This is a genomic window from Pseudomonas sp. IT-P176, from assembly GCF_949767245.1.
Lineage (GTDB): Bacteria > Pseudomonadota > Gammaproteobacteria > Pseudomonadales > Pseudomonadaceae > Aquipseudomonas.
This window is the reverse complement of record NZ_CATKPN010000068.1, coordinates 182248-204870: the sequence shown is the minus strand read 5'-3', so window position 1 is coordinate 204870 and position 22623 is coordinate 182248. Positions and strand designations below refer to the sequence as shown.

General features: G+C 60.0%; 22 protein-coding genes. 19 read left to right on the top strand and 3 right to left on the bottom strand.

The genetic code is table 11. The features are described from left to right. Positions 1–86 precede the first annotated feature (86 nt). The 6 genes from ACM6IP_RS20155 to ispD all read left to right on the top strand — a co-directional run bounded on the left by ACM6IP_RS20155 (position 87) and on the right by ispD (position 7083). The gene (locus ACM6IP_RS20155; protein ID WP_095166814.1) at positions 87–1034 is read left to right on the top strand and encodes an acetyl-CoA carboxylase carboxyltransferase subunit alpha; all 948 of its coding nucleotides are present in this window, start codon (positions 87–89) and stop codon (positions 1032–1034) included. A gap of 126 nt (positions 1035–1160) precedes the next feature. Then, entirely contained in the window at positions 1161–2486 is a 1326-nt protein-coding gene (tilS, locus tag ACM6IP_RS20150; RefSeq protein ID WP_414862156.1) for a tRNA lysidine(34) synthetase TilS, read from the top strand. Between the two features lie 274 nt (positions 2487–2760). After that, complete coding sequence (locus ACM6IP_RS20145; RefSeq protein ID WP_095166818.1) at positions 2761–4392, top strand: CTP synthase; 1632 nt, start codon at positions 2761–2763, stop codon at positions 4390–4392. Positions 4393–4634: 242 nt separating this feature from the next. Further along, complete coding sequence (eno, locus tag ACM6IP_RS20140) at positions 4635–5924, top strand: phosphopyruvate hydratase (RefSeq protein ID WP_095166820.1); 1290 nt, start codon at positions 4635–4637, stop codon at positions 5922–5924. 170 nt (positions 5925–6094) lie between these two features. Further along, positions 6095–6373, top strand: a complete 279-nt coding sequence (gene ftsB / locus ACM6IP_RS20135) for a cell division protein FtsB (protein ID WP_027619031.1) — start codon at positions 6095–6097, stop codon at positions 6371–6373. After that, on the top strand, positions 6370–7083 hold the full coding sequence (gene ispD / locus ACM6IP_RS20130) for a 2-C-methyl-D-erythritol 4-phosphate cytidylyltransferase (RefSeq protein ID WP_414862155.1): 714 nt from the start codon (positions 6370–6372) through the stop codon (positions 7081–7083). The genes ftsB and ispD overlap by 4 nt, the downstream gene beginning before the upstream one ends. Positions 7084–7156: 73 nt before the next feature. Here the strand turns inward: ispD and ACM6IP_RS20125 are convergent, their stop codons facing one another. Continuing rightward, positions 7157–8053: a LysR substrate-binding domain-containing protein gene (locus ACM6IP_RS20125; protein WP_414862154.1), complete on the bottom strand. Its 897-nt coding sequence runs from the start codon at positions 8051–8053 to the stop codon at positions 7157–7159. A gap of 106 nt (positions 8054–8159) precedes the next feature. On the opposite strand from ACM6IP_RS20125, the gene ACM6IP_RS20120 reads away from it, so the two are divergent. From ACM6IP_RS20120 to rpoS, 8 genes are all read left to right on the top strand, one after another. After that, a complete protein-coding gene (locus ACM6IP_RS20120; RefSeq protein ID WP_095166826.1) occupies positions 8160–9272 on the top strand; it encodes an S-(hydroxymethyl)glutathione dehydrogenase/class III alcohol dehydrogenase in 1113 nt (370 codons plus the stop codon). 89 nt (positions 9273–9361) lie between these two features. Continuing rightward, positions 9362–10207: an S-formylglutathione hydrolase gene (fghA, locus tag ACM6IP_RS20115; RefSeq protein WP_095166828.1), complete on the top strand. Its 846-nt coding sequence runs from the start codon at positions 9362–9364 to the stop codon at positions 10205–10207. 42 nt (positions 10208–10249) lie between these two features. Then, entirely contained in the window at positions 10250–10723 is a 474-nt protein-coding gene (ispF, locus tag ACM6IP_RS20110; RefSeq protein WP_095166830.1) for a 2-C-methyl-D-erythritol 2,4-cyclodiphosphate synthase, read from the top strand. Continuing rightward, on the top strand, positions 10720–11778 hold the full coding sequence (gene truD / locus ACM6IP_RS20105) for a tRNA pseudouridine(13) synthase TruD (RefSeq protein ID WP_401128036.1): 1059 nt from the start codon (positions 10720–10722) through the stop codon (positions 11776–11778). Before ispF ends, truD begins: the two co-directional genes overlap by 4 nt. Continuing rightward, positions 11766–12515 (top strand): 5'/3'-nucleotidase SurE, encoded by a 750-nt coding sequence (surE, locus tag ACM6IP_RS20100; RefSeq protein ID WP_159994049.1) that lies wholly within the window; start codon positions 11766–11768, stop codon positions 12513–12515. Before truD ends, surE begins: the two co-directional genes overlap by 13 nt. 41 nt (positions 12516–12556) lie before the next feature. Beyond that, positions 12557–13192, top strand: coding sequence for a protein-L-isoaspartate(D-aspartate) O-methyltransferase (locus ACM6IP_RS20095; RefSeq protein ID WP_174244610.1), 636 nt, complete (start codon positions 12557–12559; stop codon positions 13190–13192). Positions 13193–13403: 211 nt separating this feature from the next. After that, entirely contained in the window at positions 13404–14261 is an 858-nt protein-coding gene (locus tag ACM6IP_RS20090; RefSeq protein WP_414862153.1) for a peptidoglycan DD-metalloendopeptidase family protein, read from the top strand. Between the two features lie 104 nt (positions 14262–14365). Beyond that, positions 14366–15370 (top strand): RNA polymerase sigma factor RpoS, encoded by a 1005-nt coding sequence (rpoS, locus tag ACM6IP_RS20085; protein ID WP_095166839.1) that lies wholly within the window; start codon positions 14366–14368, stop codon positions 15368–15370. Positions 15371–15877: 507 nt separating this feature from the next. Here rpoS and fdxA read toward each other — a convergent pair. Further along, entirely contained in the window at positions 15878–16201 is a 324-nt protein-coding gene (gene fdxA / locus ACM6IP_RS20080; protein ID WP_095166841.1) for a ferredoxin FdxA, read from the bottom strand. A 140-nt stretch (positions 16202–16341) separates the two neighbouring features. Beyond that, the gene (gene mutS, locus ACM6IP_RS20075) at positions 16342–18921 is read right to left on the bottom strand and encodes a DNA mismatch repair protein MutS (RefSeq protein ID WP_414862152.1); all 2580 of its coding nucleotides are present in this window, start codon (positions 18919–18921) and stop codon (positions 16342–16344) included. Positions 18922–19122: 201 nt separating this feature from the next. Here mutS and ACM6IP_RS20070 point away from each other — a divergent pair, with 201 nt between their 5' ends. From ACM6IP_RS20070 to recX, 5 genes are all read left to right on the top strand, one after another. Continuing rightward, positions 19123–19857, top strand: a complete 735-nt coding sequence (locus ACM6IP_RS20070; protein ID WP_095167143.1) for a helix-turn-helix transcriptional regulator — start codon at positions 19123–19125, stop codon at positions 19855–19857. Positions 19858–20040: 183 nt separating this feature from the next. Further along, positions 20041–20382, top strand: coding sequence for a phage holin family protein (locus tag ACM6IP_RS20065; protein WP_095166845.1), 342 nt, complete (start codon positions 20041–20043; stop codon positions 20380–20382). A 103-nt stretch (positions 20383–20485) separates the two neighbouring features. Then, positions 20486–20986, top strand: a complete 501-nt coding sequence (locus ACM6IP_RS20060; protein ID WP_159994057.1) for a CinA family protein — start codon at positions 20486–20488, stop codon at positions 20984–20986. Between the two features lie 83 nt (positions 20987–21069). Next, positions 21070–22119, top strand: a complete 1050-nt coding sequence (gene recA, locus ACM6IP_RS20055; protein ID WP_095166849.1) for a recombinase RecA — start codon at positions 21070–21072, stop codon at positions 22117–22119. 8 nt (positions 22120–22127) lie between these two features. After that, positions 22128–22595, top strand: coding sequence for a recombination regulator RecX (recX, locus tag ACM6IP_RS20050; protein ID WP_095166851.1), 468 nt, complete (start codon positions 22128–22130; stop codon positions 22593–22595). Positions 22596–22623: the final 28 nt, after the last annotated feature.

The following is a 22623-nucleotide window of genomic DNA, read 5'->3' as shown; positions in this document are numbered from 1 at the left end:
TGAACGCGCCTGTCCCTTAAGGTAGGGCGCGAATAGACAACCGGCCGACCCAAGCTCACTTGGACGTCGACCCAAGACGGACGCCTATGAACCCGAATTTTCTAGATTTCGAACAGCCGATCGCCGACCTGCAAGCCAAGATCGAAGAGTTGCGCTTGGTCGGTAATGACAATTCGCTGAATATCGGCGATGAGATCTCGCGCCTGCAGGACAAGAGCAGCACGCTGACCGAAGACATCTTCGGCAAGCTGACCAGCTGGCAGATCGCTCGTCTGGCGCGTCATCCGCGTCGTCCCTACACCCTGGACTACATCCAGCACATCTTCACCGAGTTCGATGAACTGCACGGCGACCGTCACTTCTCCGATGACGCGGCGATTGTCGGCGGTGTAGCCCGTCTGGACGACCAGCCAGTAATGGTGATCGGTCACCAGAAAGGCCGTGAAGTGCGCGAGAAGGTTCGCCGCAACTTCGGCATGCCGCGTCCGGAAGGCTACCGCAAGGCGTGCCGCCTGATGGAAATGGCTGAACGCTTCAAGATGCCGATCCTGACCTTCATCGACACGCCGGGCGCGTACCCGGGGATCGACGCCGAAGAGCGCAACCAGAGCGAGGCCATTGCCTGGAACCTGCGGGTTATGTCCCGCCTGAAAACCCCAATCATCGCCACCGTGATCGGTGAGGGTGGTTCCGGTGGTGCACTGGCCATTGGTGTCTGCGATCAGTTGAACATGCTGCAGTATTCGACCTACGCGGTGATCTCGCCGGAAGGGTGTGCCTCGATCCTGTGGAAAACCGCGGAAAAGGCCCCGGATGCTGCCGAAGCGATGGGCATCACCGCCGAGCGCCTCAAGGGCCTGGGTATCGTCGATAAAGTGATCGGCGAGCCATTGGGCGGCGCCCACCGTGATCCAGCCGCTGCGGCTGCCTCGATCCGTGGCGAACTGGTCGCGCAACTGCAGATGCTCAAGAAATTCGACAACGACGCGCTGCTGGCCCGCCGTTACGAGCGCCTGATGAGCTACGGTCTGTGATCTGACGCGAGATCATTGTAGGAGCGAGCCTGCTCGCGATGACGGAGCTACAGTCAACCTCAGTGTTGGCTGGCTTTTTTCGCGAGCAGGCTCGCTCCCACCTTTGATCTGTGCGAAGTGATCGTTATGCGCCAGCTCACGGATCTATCTGCAAGACTGCTGTTGAACCTGACCCCCTGGCGTAACGCGCCGACCTGGCGTATCGCCTTCTCCGGTGGCCTTGACTCCACCGTGCTGCTGCACCTCCTGGCGCAACTGGCTCAAAGCCAGGACCTGCCAAAACTCCAAGCTGTCCACGTGCATCACGGCCTGCAGGCTGCGGCTGATGCATGGCCGCAGCATTGTCAGGCCGTGTGTGACGAGTTGGGCGTGCCGCTGGCGGTGATTCGGGTGCAGGTCCAGGCGGGTGCCAGCCTGGAGCGAGCCGCCCGCGAGGCGCGTTATGCCGCCTTTATCCAGGTGACTGAGGCCGGTGAGCTGTTGCTGACTGCCCAGCACCGCGACGATCAGGCTGAGACCCTGCTGTTTCGTCTGTTAAGGGGCGCGGGGGTCAGGGGCTTGTCGGCAATGCCGGGCCATCGTGCCTTGGGATGCGGGAGTCTGGTGCGGCCGTTGTTGGATGTGCCACGGGCCGAGCTTGAGGCGTACGCCCGGGCGCATCAGTTGCGCTGGGTCGAGGACCCCTCGAACGGCGACCAGCAGTTTTCCCGCAATTACCTGCGCCAGCAGGTTTTCCCCGTGCTCAGTTGCCGCTGGCCCCAGGCTGCCGCCACCCTGGCCCGCAGTGCCGGCCATCTGCGCGAGGCTCAGGGCTTGCTCGATGAGTTGGCCCAGATGGACCTGGCCCGGGCTGCCACTGCCCATGAATTTGCCTGGCTGGGGCAACCGTCGCTGGACCTGGCGGTACTGGCCGGGCTGTCCGCGGCTCGCCAGCGCAACGCCTTGGGGCATTGGTTGGCAACGCTGACTCGGCTGCCAGACACTGACCATTGGTCGGGTTGGGACAGCCTGCGGGATGCCGCGGCGGATGCCCGGCCGATCTGGCGCCTGGCAGATGGCGAGCTGCATCGGGCCAATGGGCGGGTCTGGTGGTTGTCCGGCGCGGGGCTGCCCGCGCTCACGGGTACTGTGCCCTGGGCTGATCCATCAGTTGAACTGGCACTGCCCGGCAATGGCCGGCTCAGCCTGGCGGGTGAGGCCCCGCAAGGCCTGCTCAGCGTGCGCTACCGCCAGGGCGGGGAAATCATGCAGTTGCCCGGTCGTGGCCACCGTGACCTCAAGCGCTTGCTCAATGAGCGTCAGGTGCCGTTGTTTGCCCGTGGCAGATTGCCGCTGCTGTACTGCGATGAGCAACTGATCGCCGTGGCCAACCTGCCCGGGCTGGACGTCAATGCGGGGGCAAACCTGGTTTTGCGATGGCAGCCAGTAATCAACGATCAAGGTTTGAGCTGAAAGGGGCTTTCCGGTAGACTACGCTCCCTTCTTGATACAACTTCTGTGGATTCGCCTGAATTGCAGGAGTTGCCGATTACCAAGCAGTCTTTGCTGGGCGATTCCAAAAAATGTGTAGCGAGCAACCTACTGGTGATTCATCTACCGGTCTGTCCCAACGCGGCGGTTTTTTTGAAAGATGCACTGTAATTAATGCAGGTGATCGGGGGCTTCGGCCTTCCTTCGCTTTCCCCGGCGGCACTGACCGCTTTAACGCAGACTTCTAGGGTTTTTCATGACGCGCTACATATTCGTCACGGGCGGTGTTGTTTCTTCATTGGGGAAAGGCATTGCATCGGCATCATTGGCGGCCATCCTGGAGGCGCGGGGACTTAAGGTCACCATGCTCAAGCTGGACCCGTACATCAACGTCGACCCGGGCACCATGAGCCCGTTCCAGCACGGTGAAGTGTTCGTCACTCACGACGGCGCCGAGACCGACCTGGACCTGGGCCACTACGAGCGGTTCATCCGCACGACCATGACCCAGAACAACAACTTCACCACTGGCCGTGTCTACGAGCACGTGCTGCGCAAAGAGCGCCGTGGTGATTACCTGGGTGCAACCATCCAGGTGATCCCGCACATCACCGACGAAATCAAGCGCCGCATCATCAAGGGTGCTGGCGACGCTGACGTGGCGATGGTCGAGATCGGTGGCACCGTGGGTGACATCGAGTCGCAACCGTTCCTGGAAGCCATCCGTCAACTGCGTTTCGAAGTCGGCGCCAAGCGCGCGATGCTGATGCACCTGACGCTGGTACCGTACATCGCCACCGCAGGCGAAACCAAGACCAAGCCAACCCAGCATTCGGTCAAGGAACTGCGTTCCATCGGCCTGCAGCCGGACGTGCTGGTCTGTCGTTCCGACCACCCGATCGACCTGTCTTCGCGTCGCAAGATCGCGCAGTTCACCAACGTTGAAGAACGTGCGGTGATTGCCCTGGAAGACGCCGACACCATCTACAAGATCCCGGGCATCCTGCACTCCCAGGGCCTGGATGATTTTGTCGTCGAGCGTTTTGGCCTGCAATGCGATAGCGCCGACCTGTCCGAGTGGGAAGCGGTGGTCGATGCCAAGCTGAACCCGGAACACGAAGTCACCATCGCCATGGTCGGCAAGTACATGGAGTTGCTGGACGCGTACAAGTCGCTGATCGAAGCGATGAGCCACGCCGGCATCAGCAACCGGACCAAGGTCAACCTGCGCTACATCGACTCCGAAGACATCGAGAACCAGGGCACTGCGCTGCTCGAAGGTGTCGATGCGATCCTGGTACCAGGCGGTTTTGGCCTGCGTGGCGTGGAAGGCAAGATCACCGCCGTGCAGTACGCTCGCGAAAACAAGGTGCCGTACCTGGGTATCTGCCTGGGCATGCAAGTGGCGGTCATCGAGTTCGCCCGTAACGTGCTGGGTTGGAAAGACGCCAACTCCACCGAGTTCGATCGCGCTAGCGGTCACCCGGTCGTGGGCCTGATCACCGAGTGGGAAGATGCCACCGGCGCTGTTGAAACTCGCACCGAGTCCTCCGATCTGGGCGGCACCATGCGTCTGGGTGCCCAGGACTGCCTGCTGGAAGCCGGCTCGCTGGTTCACGATTGCTATGCCAAGGACGTGATCGTCGAGCGTCATCGTCATCGCTATGAAGTGAACAACAATCTGCTGCCACAGCTGATCGAAGCCGGCCTGAAAATCTCCGGTCGTTCCGGCGATGGCGCCCTGGTTGAAGTGGTTGAAGCACCGGATCATCCATGGTTCGTCGCTTGCCAGTTCCACCCGGAGTTCACCTCGACTCCGCGTGACGGCCACCCGCTGTTCAGCGGTTTCGTCAAGGCAGCATTGACTCAGCACCAGAAAAAAGCCTGACGCGCCAAGGCGTGAATTCGCGATGTGACCCATGGGCTGCCAAGGCCCGTGGGTTGCCGCGATTACGCCGCTGGCCGTTGCTGGATGATTGGCTGAAAGTTTTCCAACGCAGAAGCCGCGTTACCTGGGTTTCTGCGTCTTGTTGGCGCTGGATTGTCAGCGTCGACAAACAGTAATGTGACCCACAAGTTATAAATCGATCGGTATACAGCGTTTTCGTCAACTTTGGAGTGTTTACAACAATGGCAAAAATCGTCGACATCAAAGGTCGTGAAGTTCTCGACTCCCGTGGCAACCCCACCGTCGAAGCGGACGTGCTTCTCGATAACGGCATCATCGGCAGCGCTTGCGCGCCGTCCGGTGCTTCCACTGGCTCGCGTGAAGCGCTCGAGCTGCGTGATGGCGACAAGAGCCGTTACCTGGGCAAAGGTGTGCTCAAGGCCGTAGCCAACATCAATGGCCCGATTCGCACCGCGCTGCTGGGTAAAGACCCGGTTGACCAGAAAGCCCTCGACCGCATCATGATCGAGCTCGACGGTACCGAGAACAAAGGCAGCCTGGGCGCCAACGCGATCCTCGCCGTCTCCCTGGCTGCGGCCAAGGCAGCAGCCCACGATCAGGATCTGCCGCTGTACGCCCACATCGCTAACCTGAACGGTACCCCGGGTGTCTACTCGATGCCGGTGCCGATGATGAACATCATCAACGGTGGCGAGCACGCTGATAACAACGTCGACATCCAGGAATTCATGGTGCAGCCGGTTGGCGCCAAGTCTTTCTCGGAAGGCCTGCGCATGGGCACCGAGATTTTCCATCACCTCAAGGCTGTACTGAAGGCCCGTGGCCTGAGCACTGCAGTGGGTGACGAAGGTGGTTTCGCGCCAAACCTGGCTTCCAACGAAGACGCTTTGAAAGTCATCTCCGAAGCCGTAGCCAACGCCGGTTACACTCTGGGCACCGACGTGACCCTGGCACTGGACTGCGCGGCGAGCGAATTCTACGAAGACGGCAAGTACAACCTGTCCGGCGAAGGCCAGGTGTTCACCGCTGAAGGTTTCGCTGACTACCTCAAAGGCCTGACCGAGCGTTATCCGATCATCTCGATCGAAGACGGCCTGGACGAGTCCGACTGGGCTGGCTGGAAGATCCTCACCGACAAGATCGGCGAGAAGACCCAACTGGTGGGCGACGACCTGTTCGTGACCAACACCAAGATCCTGAAAGAAGGCATCGATAAAAAGATCGCCAACTCGATCCTGATCAAGTTCAACCAGATCGGCACCCTGACCGAGACCCTGGAAGCGATCCAGATGGCCAAGGCCGCTGGCTACACTGCCGTGATCTCGCACCGCTCCGGCGAAACCGAAGATTCGACCATTGCCGACCTGGCTGTGGGCACTTCGGCAGGCCAGATCAAGACCGGTTCGTTGTGCCGTTCCGACCGCGTTTCCAAGTACAACCAACTGCTGCGTATCGAAGAGCAATTGGGTGGCAAAGCCAAGTACAACGGCCGCAGCGAATTCCGCGGCTAAGCTTGGTGGAGTAAAAAGACACCGGATTGTGTCGAAAAAATCGCATTAGCGGGTTTTTTGCCACTAGTCTGATGCCTTAGAGTACGAGCCTGGTTCTTCCAGGCTTCGTGCTATCAGACGCTTCAAAGTGTTGGCATGGCTGTTTTTTTTCAGTGGATACCTGATATTCGATGCGCAGTCCCTATTGGTTGTTTCTTGTCTTGCTCTTGCTCCTGGGGGGGTTGCAGTACCGCCTGTGGGTGGGAAACGGCAGCCTGGCACAGGTGGCCGACCTGACTCAGCAAATTGCCGATCAGCAGGCTGAAAACCAGACGCTGCTGGAGCGCAACCGGGTGATGGACGCCGAAGTGATGGAGCTGAAAAAAGGCATGGAGACCGTTGAAGAGCGGGCTCGCCATGAGTTGGGCATGGTCAAGGACGGTGAAACCCTTTACCAGCTGGCTCAATGATGAATAGCTTGCCGGCCTTCTGGGCCGTGATTCCTGCCGCGGGTGTCGGTGCCCGTATGGCAGCCGACCGTCCCAAGCAGTATCTGCAATTGGGCGGACGCACAATTCTTGAACACAGCCTTGGCTGTTTCCTTGATCACCCGGCCTTGAAGGGGCTGGTGGTCAGTCTGGCGATCGATGATCCTTATTGGCCGAACCTGGCCTGCGCTGCCGACCCGCGCATTCAGCGGGTGGACGGTGGCGAAGAGCGTTCGGGGTCGGTACTCAATGCCTTGTTGCACCTGCATGCGCAGGGGGCTGGCGATGAGGATTGGGTGTTGGTCCATGATGCGGCACGGCCGAACCTGACTCGTGATGATCTCGACAAGCTGCTGTCGGAGCTGGCGGATGATCCGGTGGGTGGGCTGCTGGCCGTGCCAGCGCGTGACACCCTCAAGCGGGCGGACAAACACGGCCGGGTGCTTGAGACCGTTGACCGGAGTTTGATCTGGCAGGCGTATACGCCGCAGATGTTTCGCCTGGGGGCCCTGCATCGGGCGTTGGCCGATAGTCTGGTGGCGGATGTCACGATCACTGACGAGGCTTCGGCGATGGAGTGGTCGGGGCAGGCGCCGCGCTTGATCGAAGGGCGGGCGGATAACCTCAAGGTGACGCGGCCTGAGGATCTTGAGTGGTTGCGGTTGCGTTGGGGGCCGCGGGGGGGGCTGTAGGTGTCGGGGCTGCCGGAGGCAGCGCTCGAAGATTCAGTCCTCATCCCGTTGAGTAATGGGTATCGGCAGCAGGCTAGCTGCTGTACTCCGGCCGTTTTGCCAACCCTTCCTTAAGAAAATCGACCAATTTGCGCACCTTCGGCGACAGATGTCGTTGCTGTGGGTACAACGCCCAGACCGCGGTGTTCGGTGGCTGGTGGGCGTCGAGAAGCGACACCAGGGCGCCACTGGTCAGGTGTTCCAGCACGTAGTAGTCCGGGAGTTGGCACAGGCCAACTCCCTGGAGCGCGGCATCCAGGACGGCTTGCCCGCTGTTGCAGCGCCAGTTGCCTTGGACTCGCTGGGAAAACTCGCGGCCGTTCTGTTCCAGTTGCCAAAGGTCCGAACTGCCGATGAGGCAGTTGTGCCGGCTCAGTTCCGACAGGCTATGGGGGCGTCCATAACGCTCGAGGTAGGAGGGGGAGGCGCACAGGTACATGCGCCGTGGTGCCAGGCGGGTGGCCACCAGGCGCGAGTCCTGCAGGCGGCCAAGGCGAATGGCCAGGTCGAGGCCTTCGTGGACCAGGTCCAAGGGGCGGTTACTCAGTTCGATGTCGACCCGCAGCTGCGGGTAAAGCCCCATGAAGCCGGTCACCAGCGTCACGATGAAGCGCTCGCCGTACGCCACGGCACAGGTCATGCGCAGCATGCCCTTGGGTTCGCTGGTCAGGTCGCCGACGGCGCGCAAGGCCTCTTCGCGTCCGTCCTGCAGGCGTTGGCAATGTTGCAGGAAGGTTTGTCCAGCCTCGGTGAGGGTCACCCGGCGCGTGCTGCGGTAGAGCAGGCGGGTTTGCAGGCGTTCTTCCAGGCGTACGATTTGTCGACTGACGTGGGAGGAAGAGACTCCCAGGCGTTCAGCGGCGGCGGTGAACTGGCTGCATTCGGCGACGGCGACGAACTCGTCGATGCCTTCCCAGCGGTTCTCGGACATTCTGATTATCCCTGTATGGCAATAATATTTTGCATTTGTCTCGATTATTCATCGGATGGCCGTGTATTACACTCCCGGTCTCGTTTTAATTCGCTGGAGAGTCAGGATGATCAAGTCGCGCGCTGCCGTTGCCTTCGAGGCCAAGAAACCCCTGGAGATCGTTGAGGTCGATGTCGCCATGCCCAAGGCCGGTGAAGTGCTGTTGCGCGTGGTCGCCTCCGGCGTTTGCCACACCGACGCCTACACCTTGTCGGGTGCCGATCCGGAAGGCATCTTCCCGTCGATCCTCGGTCACGAAGGTGGCGCGGTTGTCGAAGCCATTGGCGAGGGCGTGACCTCGGTGGCCGTGGGCGATCATGTGATTCCGCTCTACACCCCGGAATGCGGCCAGTGCAAATTCTGCAAGTCGGGCAAGACCAACCTCTGCCAGGCGATCCGTGCGACCCAGGGCAAGGGCCTGATGCCGGACGGCACTACTCGCTTCTCCTACAAAGGCCAGCCGATTTTCCACTACATGGGGACCTCGACTTTCTCCGAGTACACCGTGCTGCCGGAAATTTCCGTGGCCAAGATTCCTAAAGAGGCGCCGCTGGAAAAGGTCTGCCTGCTGGGCTGCGGCGTGACCACCGGGATTGGTGCGGTGCTCAACACTGCCAAGGTCAAGCCGGGCGATACCGTGGCCATCTTTGGCCTGGGCGGCATCGGCCTGTCGGCCGTGATCGGTGCGGTCAAGGCCAAGGCCGCGCGCATCATTGCGATCGACATCAACCCGGGCAAGTTCGAGATCGCCAAGCAGTTGGGCGCCACCGATTGTGTGAATCCGAAAGATTTCGACCGTCCGATCCAGGAGGTCATTGTCGACATGACCGATGGCGGCGTGGACTTTTCCTTTGAGTGCATCGGCAATGTCCAACTGATGCGTGCGGCACTGGAATGCTGCCACAAAGGCTGGGGCGAGTCGGTGATCATCGGCGTGGCCGGTGCTGGCCAGGAAATCGCCACCCGTCCGTTCCAGTTGGTCACCGGGCGCGTATGGCGCGGGTCGGCCTTTGGTGGGGTGCGCGGTCGCAGCGAATTGCCAAGCTATGTGGAAATGGCCCAGACCGGCGAGATTCCACTGGACACTTTCATCACCCACACCATGGGCCTGGAAGACATCAACAAGGCTTTTGACCTGATGCATGAAGGCAAGAGCATTCGCACCGTCATCCACTTTTAAGCGCAGCGCCAAGCGCCAAGCTGTAAGCGGCAAGCGGGTTCCCCTCTCTTGCGGTTCACAGCTTGCGGCTTGAAGCTGGGAGTACTCCCATGAGTCTGGAAAACATCTCATGCCAGAAGAGCTTCGGTGGCTGGCACAAACGCTACAGACATCACTCCCAAGTGCTGGGTTGCGACATGGTGTTTGCCGTGTACCTGCCACCCCAGGCGGAGCAGGGTGGCAAGTTGCCGGTGCTGTATTGGTTGTCGGGCTTGACCTGCACCGATGAGAACTTCATGCACAAGGCTGGTGCCATGCGCCTGGCGGCCGAGCTTGGCTTGATCATCGTGGCGCCGGACACCAGTCCGCGTGGTGCCGATGTGCCGGGGGACCCTGAGGGTGCCTGGGACTTTGGCCTGGGGGCCGGGTTTTACGTGAATGCCACCCAGCAACCCTGGGCCAAACACTATCGGATGCACGACTACGTGGTGCAGGAATTACCGGCATTGGTCGAGGCGCATTTCCCGGCCTCGGACAAACGCGGCGTCAGCGGTCACTCCATGGGTGGCCACGGTGCGCTGGTGTGCGCACTGCGTAACCCGGGGCGCTACCAGTCGGTCTCGGCGTTCGCGCCGATCAACAACCCAATGGATTGCCCGTGGGGTCAGAAGGCGTTTTCGCGCTATCTGGGTGAAGAGCGTTCGAAGTGGCGAGAGTGGGATGCTACGGTGCTGATCAGCGAAGCCAGCGAACAGCTGCCACTGCTGGTCGACCAGGGTGATCGGGACGACTTCCTCGCCACCCAACTCAAGCCTGAAGCCTTGCAGCAGGCAGCCAAACTCGCCGGCCATCCGCTGACCTTGCGTCTGCAACCGGGCTACGACCACAGCTATTTCTTCATCGCCAGCTTCATCGATGACCACTTACGGCATCACGCGCACGCCCTAGGCGCCTAAAGCAGGTAGAATCACGCCCTGACTCAATCAGGGCGTTTTTTTATGCGTATTGGCCACGGCTACGATGTGCACCGTTTTGCTGAAGGCGATTTCATCACTCTGGGCGGCGTGCGGATTGCACACAGCTTCGGGCTGCTCGCCCACTCCGACGGCGACGTATTGTTGCACGCGTTGAGCGATGCCTTGCTGGGTGCTGCGGCACTGGGCGATATCGGTAAACACTTCCCCGATACCGACCCCCAGTTCAAGGGTGCTGACAGCCGTGTGCTGTTGCGTCATGTCGTTGCGCTGATTCACGCCAAGGGCTGGAAAGTCGGCAACGTCGACAACACCATCGTCGCCCAGGCGCCGAAAATGGCTCCCCATATCGAAGCGATGCGCGCGCTGATTGCCGCCGATCTTCAAGTTGAACTGGATCAAGTGAACGTGAAAGCTACCACCACCGAAAAACTCGGCTTTGTCGGTCGCGAAGAAGGCATTGCCGTGCATTCCGTTGCCTTGTTGCTGCGCCCATGAACGAAGCGCAATTGCTCGGCCCGCGTGCCTACGGCGAACCCCTCGGCAGCGCCGTACTGAAAGCCATCGCGGAAGATTTCCAAGTCGATGAAGTGCTCGATATTCCGCTGACTGGCGATGGTGAGCACCTGTGGATCTGGGTGGAAAAACGCGGCCTGAACACCGAGGAAGCGGCACGGCGCATCGCCAAGGCCGCCGGCGTGCCCCTGCGCACCGTCAGCTATGCTGGTCTGAAGGATCGTCAGGCGCTGACCCGACAGTGGTTCAGCGTGCAATTGCCGGGCAAGGCCGATCCGGATTTGTCGGCGGCTGAAAACGACACCCTGAAAATTCTCAAGACCGCCCGGCACAAGCGCAAGCTGCAACGGGGCGCGCATTCGGCCAACGGTTTTACCTTGCGCCTGACCCAGTTCGCCGGTGACAAAGAGGCGCTCGAAGCGCGTCTGCAACTGATCGCCAAGCAGGGCATTCCCAATTACTTCGGTGCACAACGTTTCGGCCATGACGGTGGCAACGTGGTGGACGCGCGTGCCTGGGCGGCACGCAAGGCCTTGCCGGAGCAGCGCAATGTGCGTTCGCGGTTGCTGTCCACCGCCCGTAGCTTTCTGTTCAATCAGGTGCTGGCGGCGCGTGTTGCCGACGGTAGTTGGCAGCGCGCTCAGGTTGGCGACTTACTGGCCTTCACCGACAGCCGCAGCTTTTTCCCGGCTGGCGAAGCGGAGTGCAGTGACCCGCGCCTGGCGATCCTCGACCTGCATCCGACCGGGCCGCAATGGGGCGAGGGCGATTCACCTGCCGCTGGTGCGACTCATGAGCTGGAGCAACGGATCGCCACGAACGAAGCGGACCTGCGCGATTGGCTGGTAAACGCCGGAATGAGCCATGAACGACGCATCCTGCGGCTGCCCATTGGCGGGTTGACGTGGCATTATCCTTCGCTGGACATTCTGCAACTGGAATTCGTCCTGCCGGCCGGATGCTTCGCCACCGTATTGGTGCGTGAACTCGTTGATCTGGTGCCGGTGGGGCAGACGGACAGCCCATGCGTATTCTGATTTCTAACGACGACGGGGTAACCGCACCCGGTCTCGCCGCGCTTTATGCTGCGCTGGCGGATTACACCGAGTGCGTGGTTATCGCCCCGGACCAGGACAAGAGCGGCGCCAGCAGTTCGCTGACGCTGGACCGTCCGCTGCACCCGCAAACCCTGGCCAACGGCTTTATCAGCCTGAATGGCACGCCGACCGATTGTGTGCACCTGGGCCTCAACGGCTTGCTCGAGCGCGAGCCGGACATGGTGGTTTCCGGGATCAACCTGGGTGCCAACCTGGGGGACGACGTGCTGTATTCCGGTACGGTGGCGGCGGCACTCGAAGGGCGCTTCCTCGCCAAGCCGTCCTTTGCGTTTTCCCTGGTCTCGCGGCAGGTGGATAATTTGCCGACAGCCGCCTACTTTGCGCGCAAACTGGTGGAAGCTCATGCCGAGCTGAATCTGCCGCCGCGCACGGTGTTGAACGTGAACATTCCGAACCTGCCGCTGGACCACATCCGGGGCATTCAACTGACCCGCCTGGGCCACCGGGCACGTGCTGCGGCACCGACCAAGGTGGTCGACCCACGCGGCAAGTCCGGCTACTGGATTGCTGCGGCCGGCGATGCGGAAGATGGTGGGCCGGGTACGGATTTCCATGCCGTCATGCAGGGGTATGTCTCCATCACCCCGCTGCAGCTCGATCGCACCTTCAATGATGCCTTTGCCAGTCTCGATGGCTGGCTGGAGGGGCTGCGCTGATGGCTCGCGAGCAAGACGATATGCTGCGCCGCGGGATCGGGATGACTTCCCAGCGGACCCGTGAACGCTTGATCCAGCGACTTTATGAAGAAGGCGTGAGCAACGCCCAGGTCCTGGAAGTGATCCGCCGTACGCCGCGCCATCTGTTTGTCGATGAAGCGCTGGCCCACCGTGCCTACGAAGACACGGCCTTGCCGATTGGCCACAACCAGACCATTTCCCAGCCTTATATGGTGGCACGCATGAGCGAGCTGCTTTTAGAGGCGGGGCCGTTGGACAAGGTCATGGAGATCGGTACCGGTTCCGGCTATCAGACGGCCGTATTGTCGCAACTGGTGGAGCGGGTGTTTTCGGTCGAGCGGATCAAGGTCCTGCAGGATCGGGCCAAAGAGCGCCTGGTGGAATTGAACCTGCGCAACGTGGTGTTTCGCTGGGGCGATGGTTGGGAAGGCTGGCCGGCACTGGCACCTTATAACGGCATTATCGTCACGGCGGTGGCGACCGATGTGCCCCAGGCATTGCTGGATCAGTTGGCGCCAGGAGGGCGTCTGGTGATTCCGGTTGGGTCAGGGGAGGTTCAACAATTGTTGCTGATCATCCGCGAGGAACAGGGGTTTTCCAGGCGTGTCCTGGGCTCGGTGCGCTTCGTCCCGTTGCTTAACGGGCCATTGGCCTGAGCATTTGTTCAACGGCGCTGAATTCTCTTCGATTACCTTGGTCTTACAGCGGCAAGGATGGCTTCAACGTCGTTGTACTACAGCCGGTAAACGCAGGCTTGTATCGATTTCGTTTTGCCGACGGTAATGCGCCAGCGGCCAGTTATACTTGCGACACTTCATGCCTGAACCAGGCATCTACTATTTTCAGCCACCAGAAAGGGAGCGGCGGGTGAGTCTCAAAGTCATTGCGCAGCGTATTGGTACAAAAAGCTTTCAGTGCCTGGTGACTGGCCTTGTCTTGAGCTCATTGCTGGTCGGTTGCTCCAGCACCAAGTCGAGTGACGTGCGGGTTGTCGATCGCAACAGCACGGCCGCCCAGCGTCCTGCCGTTACCACCGGCCAGTACGTAGTCCGTCGCGGCGATACCTTGTTTTCAATCGCTTTCCGCTACGGCTGGGACTACAAAGCCCTCGCCGCGCGCAACAACATTCTTACGCCTTATACGATACATCCGGGTCAGACGATTCGCTTCGATGGGCGCTCGGGTTCAACGCCGACCCCGGTCGTAACGTCCTCCACCACCAACTCTTCGTCTTCCGGAAAATTCACGGTTACTCGCCGTCCGGCTTCGGCGACCGGCACCAGTACGGCCACTGCTGCACCGTCTACTGCCAGCAAGCCCGCGCCGGCGCCATTGCCTCCAGCGGGGCCCGCTCCCACAGGATGGGGTTGGCCATCTAATGGCATTCTTATTGGAAAATTCTCTTCAAACGGTAGTTTGAATAAAGGAATTGATATCGCCGGAGATTTGGGACAGCCTGTTTTAGCTGCGTCTGATGGGACTGTCGTTTACGCCGGGAGTGGCTTGCGGGGCTACGGTGAATTGGTCATTATCAAACACAGCGATACCTACGTCAGTGCCTACGGTCACAACCGCAGGCTGTTGGTTCGGGAGGGGCAGCAGGTCAAGGTTGGGCAGACAATTGCCGAAATGGGGTCAACGGGTACGGACCGGGTGAAACTGCATTTTGAGATTCGCCGACAAGGTAAGCCAGTAGATCCGCTGCAATTCCTGCCACGTCGTTGATTTGTTACCAGCCTGTTCCTTCACGTAGAGGAACAGGCTCCAGCGTTGCCAAGGATAAAGGCGCCGCTTGAGCTTGAGGTCGAACTCACCAAAGGACTATAACAATGGCTCTCAGTAAAGAAGTGCCGGAGTTTGACATCGACGATGAGGTTCTCCTGATGGAGACCGACGTCGCATCGGATCAGACGTCGAATGAGGGGTCTGCTACACCTTCAGTTCGCGCAAAATCCAAACACTCCGCCTCACTCAAGCAACACAAGTACATTGATTACACACGGGCGCTAGATGCTACCCAGTTGTATCTCAATGAAATCGGCTTTTCCCCCCTGTTGTCCCCGGAAGAAGAAGTTCATTTTGCGCGCCTGTCGCAAAGTGGAGATCCGGCCGGGCGTAAACGCATGATTGAAAGCAACTTGCGACTGGTGGTGAAAATCGCCCGACGCTACGTCAATCGTGGGCTGTCATTGCTCGACTTGATCGAAGAGGGCAACCTTGGGCTGATCCGGGCAGTGGAAAAGTTTGATCCGGAGCGTGGCTTCCGCTTTTCGACCTACGCAACCTGGTGGATTCGTCAGACCATCGAGCGCGCGATCATGAATCAGACCCGGACCATCCGGTTGCCGATTCACGTGGTCAAAGAGCTGAATGTCTACTTGCGGGCCGCCCGAGAGCTGACACAAAAGCTCGATCATGAACCCTCACCCGAAGAAATCGCCAACCTGCTGGAAAAACCGGTGGGAGAGGTCAAGCGCATGCTCGGCCTGAACGAGCGGGTTTCTTCGGTCGACGTCTCGTTGGGTCCGGATTCGGATAAAACCCTGCTGGACACCCTGACTGACGACCGCCCTACCGATCCCTGTGAGCTGCTTCAGGATGATGACCTGTCACAGAGTATCGATCAGTGGCTGTGCGAATTGACCGACAAGCAACGAGAGGTGGTGATTCGCCGCTTCGGCTTGCGCGGCCATGAGAGCAGCACGCTGGAAGACGTTGGCCTGGAAATCGGACTGACCCGCGAACGGGTCCGGCAGATCCAGGTTGAAGGACTGAAACGTCTGCGTGAAATTCTCGAGAAAAATGGATTGTCGAGCGAGTCTTTGTTCCAGTAGCAGGAACCCCGGTACTCGATCAGCAAAAACCCCGGCATCTCGGGGTTTTTTGTGCCCGCGATTTCACCACGTGTTTAGCAGGGAGAGTATCCCGGGTGCTTTCCCGGGTTGCTGTAAGCCGTGGCTTACTCTTTCGTAAGTGTTCGGTTTTTATGCTTGCTGGATGAATGCTGTTGCTCAGTAATACATTTTTTAACATCTTGTTTTATAAGTAATTAATTATTAGCGCAGGCACTTCTACACCTACTGTTTAAGCCTAAGCGGTGATTGTGATTGCTGGCGAAGCCTTTAATATCAGCCCTGTGTCGACGGATAGACACAGCCATCAAGGATGATGGTCAAGGAACATCGCAAGGACGTGATTCATCAGGACGATGAAAAGGAACACAGGGACTAGGGAAAAAATGTGGGCGGGTCATACCGCCCCTTTTTTTTGCCAGCTGAAAGTACCGTGCTCCAAAATGCAAAAAGGCCCGCGAAGGGCCTTTTTTGAGCGTGCAGCGAAGATCAGCGAACCAGGTCTTTGATCTTGCCTTTGACGCCATCAAACTCCGCTGCGTCTGGCAGCGAATCTTTCTTCTCAGTGATGTTGGGCCAGATTTCGGCCAGTTCAACGTTCAGCTGAATGAATTCTTGCATCTCGTCCGGAACTTCGTCCTCGGAGAAGATGGCCACAGCAGGGCATTCCGGCTCGCACAGGGCGCAGTCGATGCACTCATCCGGGTGAATCACCAGGAAGTTCGGGCCTTCGTAAAAGCAGTCCACCGGACAGACTTCTACGCAGTCGGTGTACTTGCACTTGATGCAGTTGTCGGTGACGACGAAGGTCATTTCTAATTCTCTCCTCAGGCGGCGTGCTGCGCCCCTTCACGGTGGGGTCGCCAGGTTTGGGAGCGCTTGCCTGCAGACCAGGCTAATAGCCTGCAGCACCCCAAACCGCGCGAGATTCTAACAGCTTGCAGGCAACAGCGTTAGATCCGTGTCTTCAGTGTATAGAGCATTTCGAGTGCACGACGTGGTGTCAGGTCATCCAGATCGAGTTTTGCCAGTTCATCCAGCACCGGGTGGGGCAGGCTGGCGAACATGTCGCTCTGCTGCGGCGCTGCCGGTTTGCCTTTGGCCGGAGCCGGGACTTCAAGGGGCAGGCTGGTGGTTTCCAGGCGGCTCAAGTGCTCTCGGGCGCGCAGGATGACCTCTGTGGGCACGCCCGCCAGTTGTGCCACCGCCAGGCCGTAGCTCTGGCTGGCGGGGCCAGGCAGCACGTGGTGGAGGAAAACGATGCGCTCGTTGTGTTCGGTGGCGTTGAGATGCACGTTGGCCACCAATGGCTGGGCTTCCGGCAGCACCGTCAACTCGAAGTAGTGGGTAGCGAACAGCGTGTAGGCGCGCAGTTGGGCCAGGCGCTCGGCCGCTGCCCAGGCCAGGGACAAGCCGTCGAAGGTGCTGGTGCCACGGCCCACTTCGTCCATCAGCACCAGGCTGCGTTCGGTGGAATTGTGCAGAATGTTCGCGGTTTCGCTCATTTCCACCATAAAGGTCGAGCGCCCGCCTGCAAGGTCGTCACTGGAGCCGATCCGGGTGAAGATCCGGTCCACCAGCGACAACTCACAGCTGGCCGCCGGCACGAAGCTGCCGATGTGCGCCAGCAACACGATCAGTGCAGTCTGGCGCATATAGGTGGATTTACCGCCCATGTTCGGCCCGGTGATCACCAGCATCCGGGTGTTGTCGTCCAGGCTCAGGTCGTTGGCCACGAACGGGGTGCTCAGCACTTGCTCGACCACTGGGTGGCGGCCCTGGCTGATGCGCATGCACGGCTCGCTGACGAAACGCGGGCAGTTCAGATCAAGGTTCAACGCGCGTTCGGCCAGGTTGCTCAGCACATCCAGCTCGGCCAGTGCCGCTGCAGTGTCCTGCAAGGGTGGCAATTGGCTGATCAAGTCCTCGAGCAGGGCTTCATAAAGCATTTTCTCACGGGCCAGCGCTCGGCTCTTGGCCGACAGTGCCTTGTCTTCGAATGCCTTGAGTTCCGGCGTAATGAAACGCTCGGCACCCTTGAGCGTCTGCCGCCGGATGTAGTCGGCGGGGGCCTGTTCGGCCTGCTTGCTCGGCAGTTCGATGAAGTAGCCGTGAATCCGGTTGTAACCGACCTTCAGGTGGGACAGGCCGGTGCGCGCCTTTTCCCGGGCTTCCAGGTCGATGAGGAACTGGCCGGCGTTCTCGCTCAGCGATTGCAGCTCGTCGAGCTCGGTGTCGTACCCGGTTTTCAACACCCCACCGTCGCGGATCACTGCGGGCGGGTTGTCGATGATGGCTTTTTCCAGCAGCGCCGCCAGTTCGGGATAGGTGCTGGTGGTCACGGCCAGTTGGTTCAGGTGCGGCGCTTCCAGTTCGCTCATCGCCACTTGCAGTTGCGGCAGGGCGCCGAGGGCGTCACGCAGGCGTGCCAAGTCGCGCGGGCGAGCGTTGCGCAGGCCGATCCGCGCCAGGATTCGCTCTATGTCGCCGATCTCCTTGAGCTGCGGTTGCAGTTTCTCGAAGCGATAGCCATCCAGCAGGCAGGTGATCGAACTCTGCCGCGCCTGTAGCACCTGCAGGTCGCGCAACGGGCGGTTCAGCCAGCGGGTCAGCAGGCGGCTGCCCATGGCAGTCTGGCAACGATCGACCACCGATTGCAGGGTGTTATCGCGGCCACCGGCCAGGTTGGTGTCCAGTTCCAGGTTGCGTCGGCTCGCGCCGTCCAGCACCACGGTGTCGTCCAGGCGTTCATGCCGCAGGCTGCGCAAGTGCGGCAGGGCGGTACGCTGGGTTTCCTTGGCATAGCTCAGGAGGCAACCGGCAGCGCCGATAGCCAGGGTCAGGTTCTCGCAGCCAAAACCCTTGAGGTCCTGGGTGGAAAATTGCTGGCACAGGCTCTTGAACGCCGAATCTCGCTCAAAATCCCACGGCGCGCGACGACGAACGCCACGCCGTTTTTCCGCCGGCAGGTCTTTTGGCCAGTCATCCGGGATCATCAGTTCCACCGGGTTGACCCGTTCCAGCTCGGCCAGCAGGTTTTCCCAGCCTTTGATTTCCAGCACCGTGAAGTTGCCGCTGGTGATGTCCAGTACGGCCAGGCCGAACAGGCGCTCGTCACCCAGCACAGCAGCGATCAGGTTGTCGCGCCGTTCGTCCAGCAACGCCTCGTCGCTGACGGTGCCGGGGGTGATGATGCGCACCACCTGGCGATCCACCGGCCCTTTGCTGGTCGCCGGATCACCCACCTGCTCACAGATCACTACTGATTCGCCCAGCTTGACCAGCTTGGCGAGGTAACCTTCGGCGGCATGGTAAGGAATCCCACACATCGGAATCGCCTGGCCGGCCGACTGCCCACGCGCCGTCAGGGTGATGTCCAGCAGCTTGGCGGCTTTCTTCGCGTCTTCGTAGAAGATCTCGTAGAAGTCACCCATGCGATAGAACATCAACTGGTCCGGGTGCTGGTTCTTCAGGCGCCAGTACTGCTGCATCATCGGGGTGTGGGAGGACAGGTCGGAAAGTGCTTTATTCATCGGGTAATCAGGCGGATTCATTCAAAGGGGTGGGTAAAGGAGGGCGTTGCCCAGGCCTTTGCGCGATGGGCGCAAGGTTACCATGGGCGGCTCCGCACGACCCAGGGATGAACGCCAAGTGGGGGTGTTTTGCGAATCTGAAGGGCAATTTATGCGAAACAGCATTTGTCATCCCGAAAAAGAATCCGCATTATGCAAAGTATGCAAAAACGCAATGTTTCTACCGTCCTCAGGGCGCTGCTCGATCAACACGGGATCTCCCCTACGGAGCTTCACCGGCGTACCGGCGTGCCGCAATCCACCCTCTCGCGGATACTCGGCGGCAAGATCGCCGATCCGGCGGATAAACACATCTCGAAGATCGCCGAGTATTTTCGTGTGAGCACCGACCAGTTGCGTGGCCGTGTCGATGTCGCGCCGGGTTACCCGCCTGCACGAGATCCCGCGCACTCGGAGCTCAAGGACATCAGCCTGTGGGATGACGACACTCCCATCGAAGACGACGAGGTCTCGGTACCCTTTCTGCGCGAGGTTGAATTGGCTGCTGGATCAGGAAGATTCGTGATCGAAGAAAGCGAGCGCGCCAGCCTGCGTTTTGGCAAGCGCAGCCTGCGCCACAACGGCGTGCAATTCGATCAGGCCAAATGCGTGACCGTGCGCGGCAACAGCATGTTGCCGGTGCTGCGTGATGGCGCCACGGTAGGGGTGAATGCCGGCAAATGCGGGATCGGCGATATCGTCGACGGCGATCTCTACGCGATCAACCACAACGGCCAGTTGCGCGTGAAACAGCTGTATCGACTGCCCACCGGGATTCGCCTGCGCAGCTTCAATCGCGATGAGCATCCGGATGAGGACTATGGCTTCCAGGATATCCAGACCGGGCAGATCGTAATCCTGGGGCATGTGTTCTGGTGGGGTATGTACGCTCGCTGATTGTCTCTTGTGCCAATCCCAACCCGTCCTCTGGCGGGTTTTTTTGCGCCTGGAGTTTTTTGGGGGGGAGGTGAATTGTTTTGATGCATTTATGCATGAATATTCGCTGAGTTTGATGGGTTTCCGATTGACTATATATGCATCAGTGCATAATGTTTTGACTCGTCACTCAGGAGCAATCAAATGACAATCGAACAGCAAGCCTTGCTGGAGATCCCTGTCTGGCTGGTCATTGCACTCACGCTGCTGGGTGGCTTGTCTGGTGAAATGTGGCGTGCGGACAAGGAGGGGGAGCGCGGCTGGTCATTGGTCCGGCGCCTGAGCCTGCGCTCTGGGTCGAGCATGATCTGCGGTGTCTCGGTGGTGATGCTGTTATATGCCGCCAACATCTCGGCCTGGACAGCTGCCGCATTCGGCTGCCTGACGGCGATGGCCGGTGCGGATTTCGCCATTGGCTTGTATCAGCGCTGGGCGGCCAGGCGCATCGGCGTAGTGGAAGACCAGGCCCCGGAGGATCAGCGGTAGTGCGCGGGCACGGCGCCACTCATATTTTGATTTCCCCAGCGCCTTGCAAGCGCAACCTGCTCATGTAGGGTAGTGCTCACGCCCGTCTGATAAGGAGAGAGTCGTGAATGAAATCACTCAGCTGGCCGCGGAACTGGGCCGGCGTCTACAGGTTCTCAATGCCCACGTCAGCACGGCCGAATCCTGCACCGGGGGCGGTATCGCCGAGGCGATCACCCGGATTGCCGGCAGTTCGGCCTGGTTCGAGGCGGGGTATGTCACGTATTCCAATCGCCAGAAAACCCAGCAACTGAAGGTGCCGGGCGAATTGTTCGAGCAGGTCGGTGCGGTGAGTCGCGAGGTCGTGGAGGCCATGGTTCGCGGCGCGCAGCGCAACAGCCATGCGCGGTTTGCCGTGGCGGTCAGCGGGATCGCCGGACCTGACGGCGGCTCGCCGGCCAAGCCGGTGGGGACTGTCTGGCTGGCCTGGGGGGTGGGCGAGGCCGTGTTTAGCGAGTGCCGGCACTTCCCCGGTAACCGCGATGAGGTCCGCCGACAAACGGTGAAGGCCGCGCTAGAGGGCTTGCTGCAACATGCCGCCGGAGAAATCTCAAATCAGGGGTAGGCGATCCACAATCGCTGTGGAATAATACTGTCTACTTATACAGGTGTTGGCCGTCAGGCCTTATTGATTACGTGAGGACTTTAATGGACGACAACAAGAAGAAAGCCTTGGCTGCGGCCCTGGGTCAGATCGAACGTCAATTCGGCAAGGGTGCCGTAATGCGTATGGGCGATCAGGACCGTCAGGCGATCCCGGCTATCTCCACTGGCTCTCTGGGTCTGGACATCGCACTCGGCATTGGCGGCCTGCCAAAAGGCCGTATCGTTGAAATCTACGGTCCTGAATCTTCCGGTAAAACCACCCTGACCCTGTCGGTCATCGCCCAAGCGCAAAAAGCCGGTGCGACCTGCGCGTTCGTCGATGCCGAGCACGCCCTGGACCCGGAATACGCCGGCAAACTGGGGGTCAACGTCGACGACCTGCTGGTTTCCCAGCCGGACACCGGCGAGCAAGCCCTGGAAATCACCGACATGCTGGTGCGTTCCAACGCGGTTGACGTGATCATCGTCGACTCCGTGGCTGCACTGGTACCCAAGGCGGAAATCGAAGGCGAGATGGGCGACATGCATGTGGGCCTGCAAGCCCGCCTGATGTCCCAGGCGCTGCGTAAAATCACCGGTAACATCAAGAACGCCAACTGCTTGGTGATCTTCATCAACCAGATCCGGATGAAAATCGGCGTGATGTTCGGCAGCCCGGAAACCACCACCGGTGGTAACGCGCTGAAGTTCTACGCCTCGGTTCGCCTGGACATCCGCCGTACTGGCGCGGTGAAAGAAGGCGACGAAGTGGTCGGCAGCGAAACCCGCGTCAAAGTCGTCAAGAACAAGGTGGCAGCACCGTTCCGTCAGGCCGAGTTCCAGATTCTTTACGGCAAGGGCATCTACCTCAATGGCGAGATGATCGACCTGGGTGTGTTGCACGGTTTTGTTGAGAAGTCCGGTGCCTGGTATGCCTACAACGGCAGCAAGATCGGTCAGGGCAAGGCCAACTCGGCCAAGTTCCTGCAGGACAACCCGGACATTGCAGCCAAGCTCGAGAAGCAGATTCGCGACAAGCTGCTGACGCCGGTGGACCTCAACGCCGCGCCGGTCAAAGAGACTGAAGATGACCTGGCCGACGCTGATATCTGATTGATCCCATGACCGCCGTACTCGATACCCTCGTCGCGGTGCGGCGAACCGCAATGGACCTGCTCGCGCGACGCGAGCACGGTCGAGTCGAGCTGACGCGTAAACTGCGTCAGCGCGGCGCCCCCGATGAAATGATCGACACTGCCCTCGACCGTCTGACGGAAGAGGGGTTGCTGTCCGAATCCCGTTACCTCGAAAGTTTCGTTTCCTACCGGGCCCGTTCAGGCTACGGCCCTTTGCGCATTCGTGAAGAGTTGAGCCAGCGCGGATTGCAGCGCGCTGATATCGAACTCGCCTTGCGCGAGTGTGGAATCAGCTGGCAGGCACAACTGGAAGACACCTGGCGCCGTAAATTTGCCGGGCATTTACCAATCGATGCCCGCGAGCGTGCCAAGCAAGGGCGCTTCCTCGCTTATCGCGGTTACTCCATGGAGATGATCGGCCGGTTGTTCAGCGGCCGAGCAATGGACGACTAAAAAAGCCCGACTAGAAATAGTCGGGCTT

What these genes read in the sequence shown, in the direction of transcription:
- ACM6IP_RS20155 (WP_095166814.1), top strand. Translation starts at nt 87, where the DNA reads ATGAACCCGAATTTTCTAGATTTCGAACAGCCGATCGCCGACCTGCAA.
- tilS (WP_414862156.1), top strand. Translation starts at nt 1,161, where the DNA reads ATGCGCCAGCTCACGGATCTATCTGCAAGACTGCTGTTGAACCTGACC.
- ACM6IP_RS20145 (WP_095166818.1), top strand. Translation starts at nt 2,761, where the DNA reads ATGACGCGCTACATATTCGTCACGGGCGGTGTTGTTTCTTCATTGGGG.
- eno (WP_095166820.1), top strand. Translation starts at nt 4,635, where the DNA reads ATGGCAAAAATCGTCGACATCAAAGGTCGTGAAGTTCTCGACTCCCGT.
- ftsB (WP_027619031.1), top strand. Translation starts at nt 6,095, where the DNA reads ATGCGCAGTCCCTATTGGTTGTTTCTTGTCTTGCTCTTGCTCCTGGGG.
- ispD (WP_414862155.1), top strand. Translation starts at nt 6,370, where the DNA reads ATGATGAATAGCTTGCCGGCCTTCTGGGCCGTGATTCCTGCCGCGGGT.
- ACM6IP_RS20125 (WP_414862154.1), bottom strand. Translation starts at nt 8,053, where the DNA reads ATGTCCGAGAACCGCTGGGAAGGCATCGACGAGTTCGTCGCCGTCGCC.
- ACM6IP_RS20120 (WP_095166826.1), top strand. Translation starts at nt 8,160, where the DNA reads ATGATCAAGTCGCGCGCTGCCGTTGCCTTCGAGGCCAAGAAACCCCTG.
- fghA (WP_095166828.1), top strand. Translation starts at nt 9,362, where the DNA reads ATGAGTCTGGAAAACATCTCATGCCAGAAGAGCTTCGGTGGCTGGCAC.
- ispF (WP_095166830.1), top strand. Translation starts at nt 10,250, where the DNA reads ATGCGTATTGGCCACGGCTACGATGTGCACCGTTTTGCTGAAGGCGAT.
- truD (WP_401128036.1), top strand. Translation starts at nt 10,720, where the DNA reads ATGAACGAAGCGCAATTGCTCGGCCCGCGTGCCTACGGCGAACCCCTC.
- surE (WP_159994049.1), top strand. Translation starts at nt 11,766, where the DNA reads ATGCGTATTCTGATTTCTAACGACGACGGGGTAACCGCACCCGGTCTC.
- ACM6IP_RS20095 (WP_174244610.1), top strand. Translation starts at nt 12,557, where the DNA reads ATGACTTCCCAGCGGACCCGTGAACGCTTGATCCAGCGACTTTATGAA.
- rpoS (WP_095166839.1), top strand. Translation starts at nt 14,366, where the DNA reads ATGGCTCTCAGTAAAGAAGTGCCGGAGTTTGACATCGACGATGAGGTT.
- fdxA (WP_095166841.1), bottom strand. Translation starts at nt 16,201, where the DNA reads ATGACCTTCGTCGTCACCGACAACTGCATCAAGTGCAAGTACACCGAC.
- mutS (WP_414862152.1), bottom strand. Translation starts at nt 18,921, where the DNA reads ATGAATAAAGCACTTTCCGACCTGTCCTCCCACACCCCGATGATGCAG.
- ACM6IP_RS20070 (WP_095167143.1), top strand. Translation starts at nt 19,123, where the DNA reads ATGCAAAAACGCAATGTTTCTACCGTCCTCAGGGCGCTGCTCGATCAA.
- ACM6IP_RS20065 (WP_095166845.1), top strand. Translation starts at nt 20,041, where the DNA reads ATGACAATCGAACAGCAAGCCTTGCTGGAGATCCCTGTCTGGCTGGTC.
- recA (WP_095166849.1), top strand. Translation starts at nt 21,070, where the DNA reads ATGGACGACAACAAGAAGAAAGCCTTGGCTGCGGCCCTGGGTCAGATC.
- recX (WP_095166851.1), top strand. Translation starts at nt 22,128, where the DNA reads ATGACCGCCGTACTCGATACCCTCGTCGCGGTGCGGCGAACCGCAATG.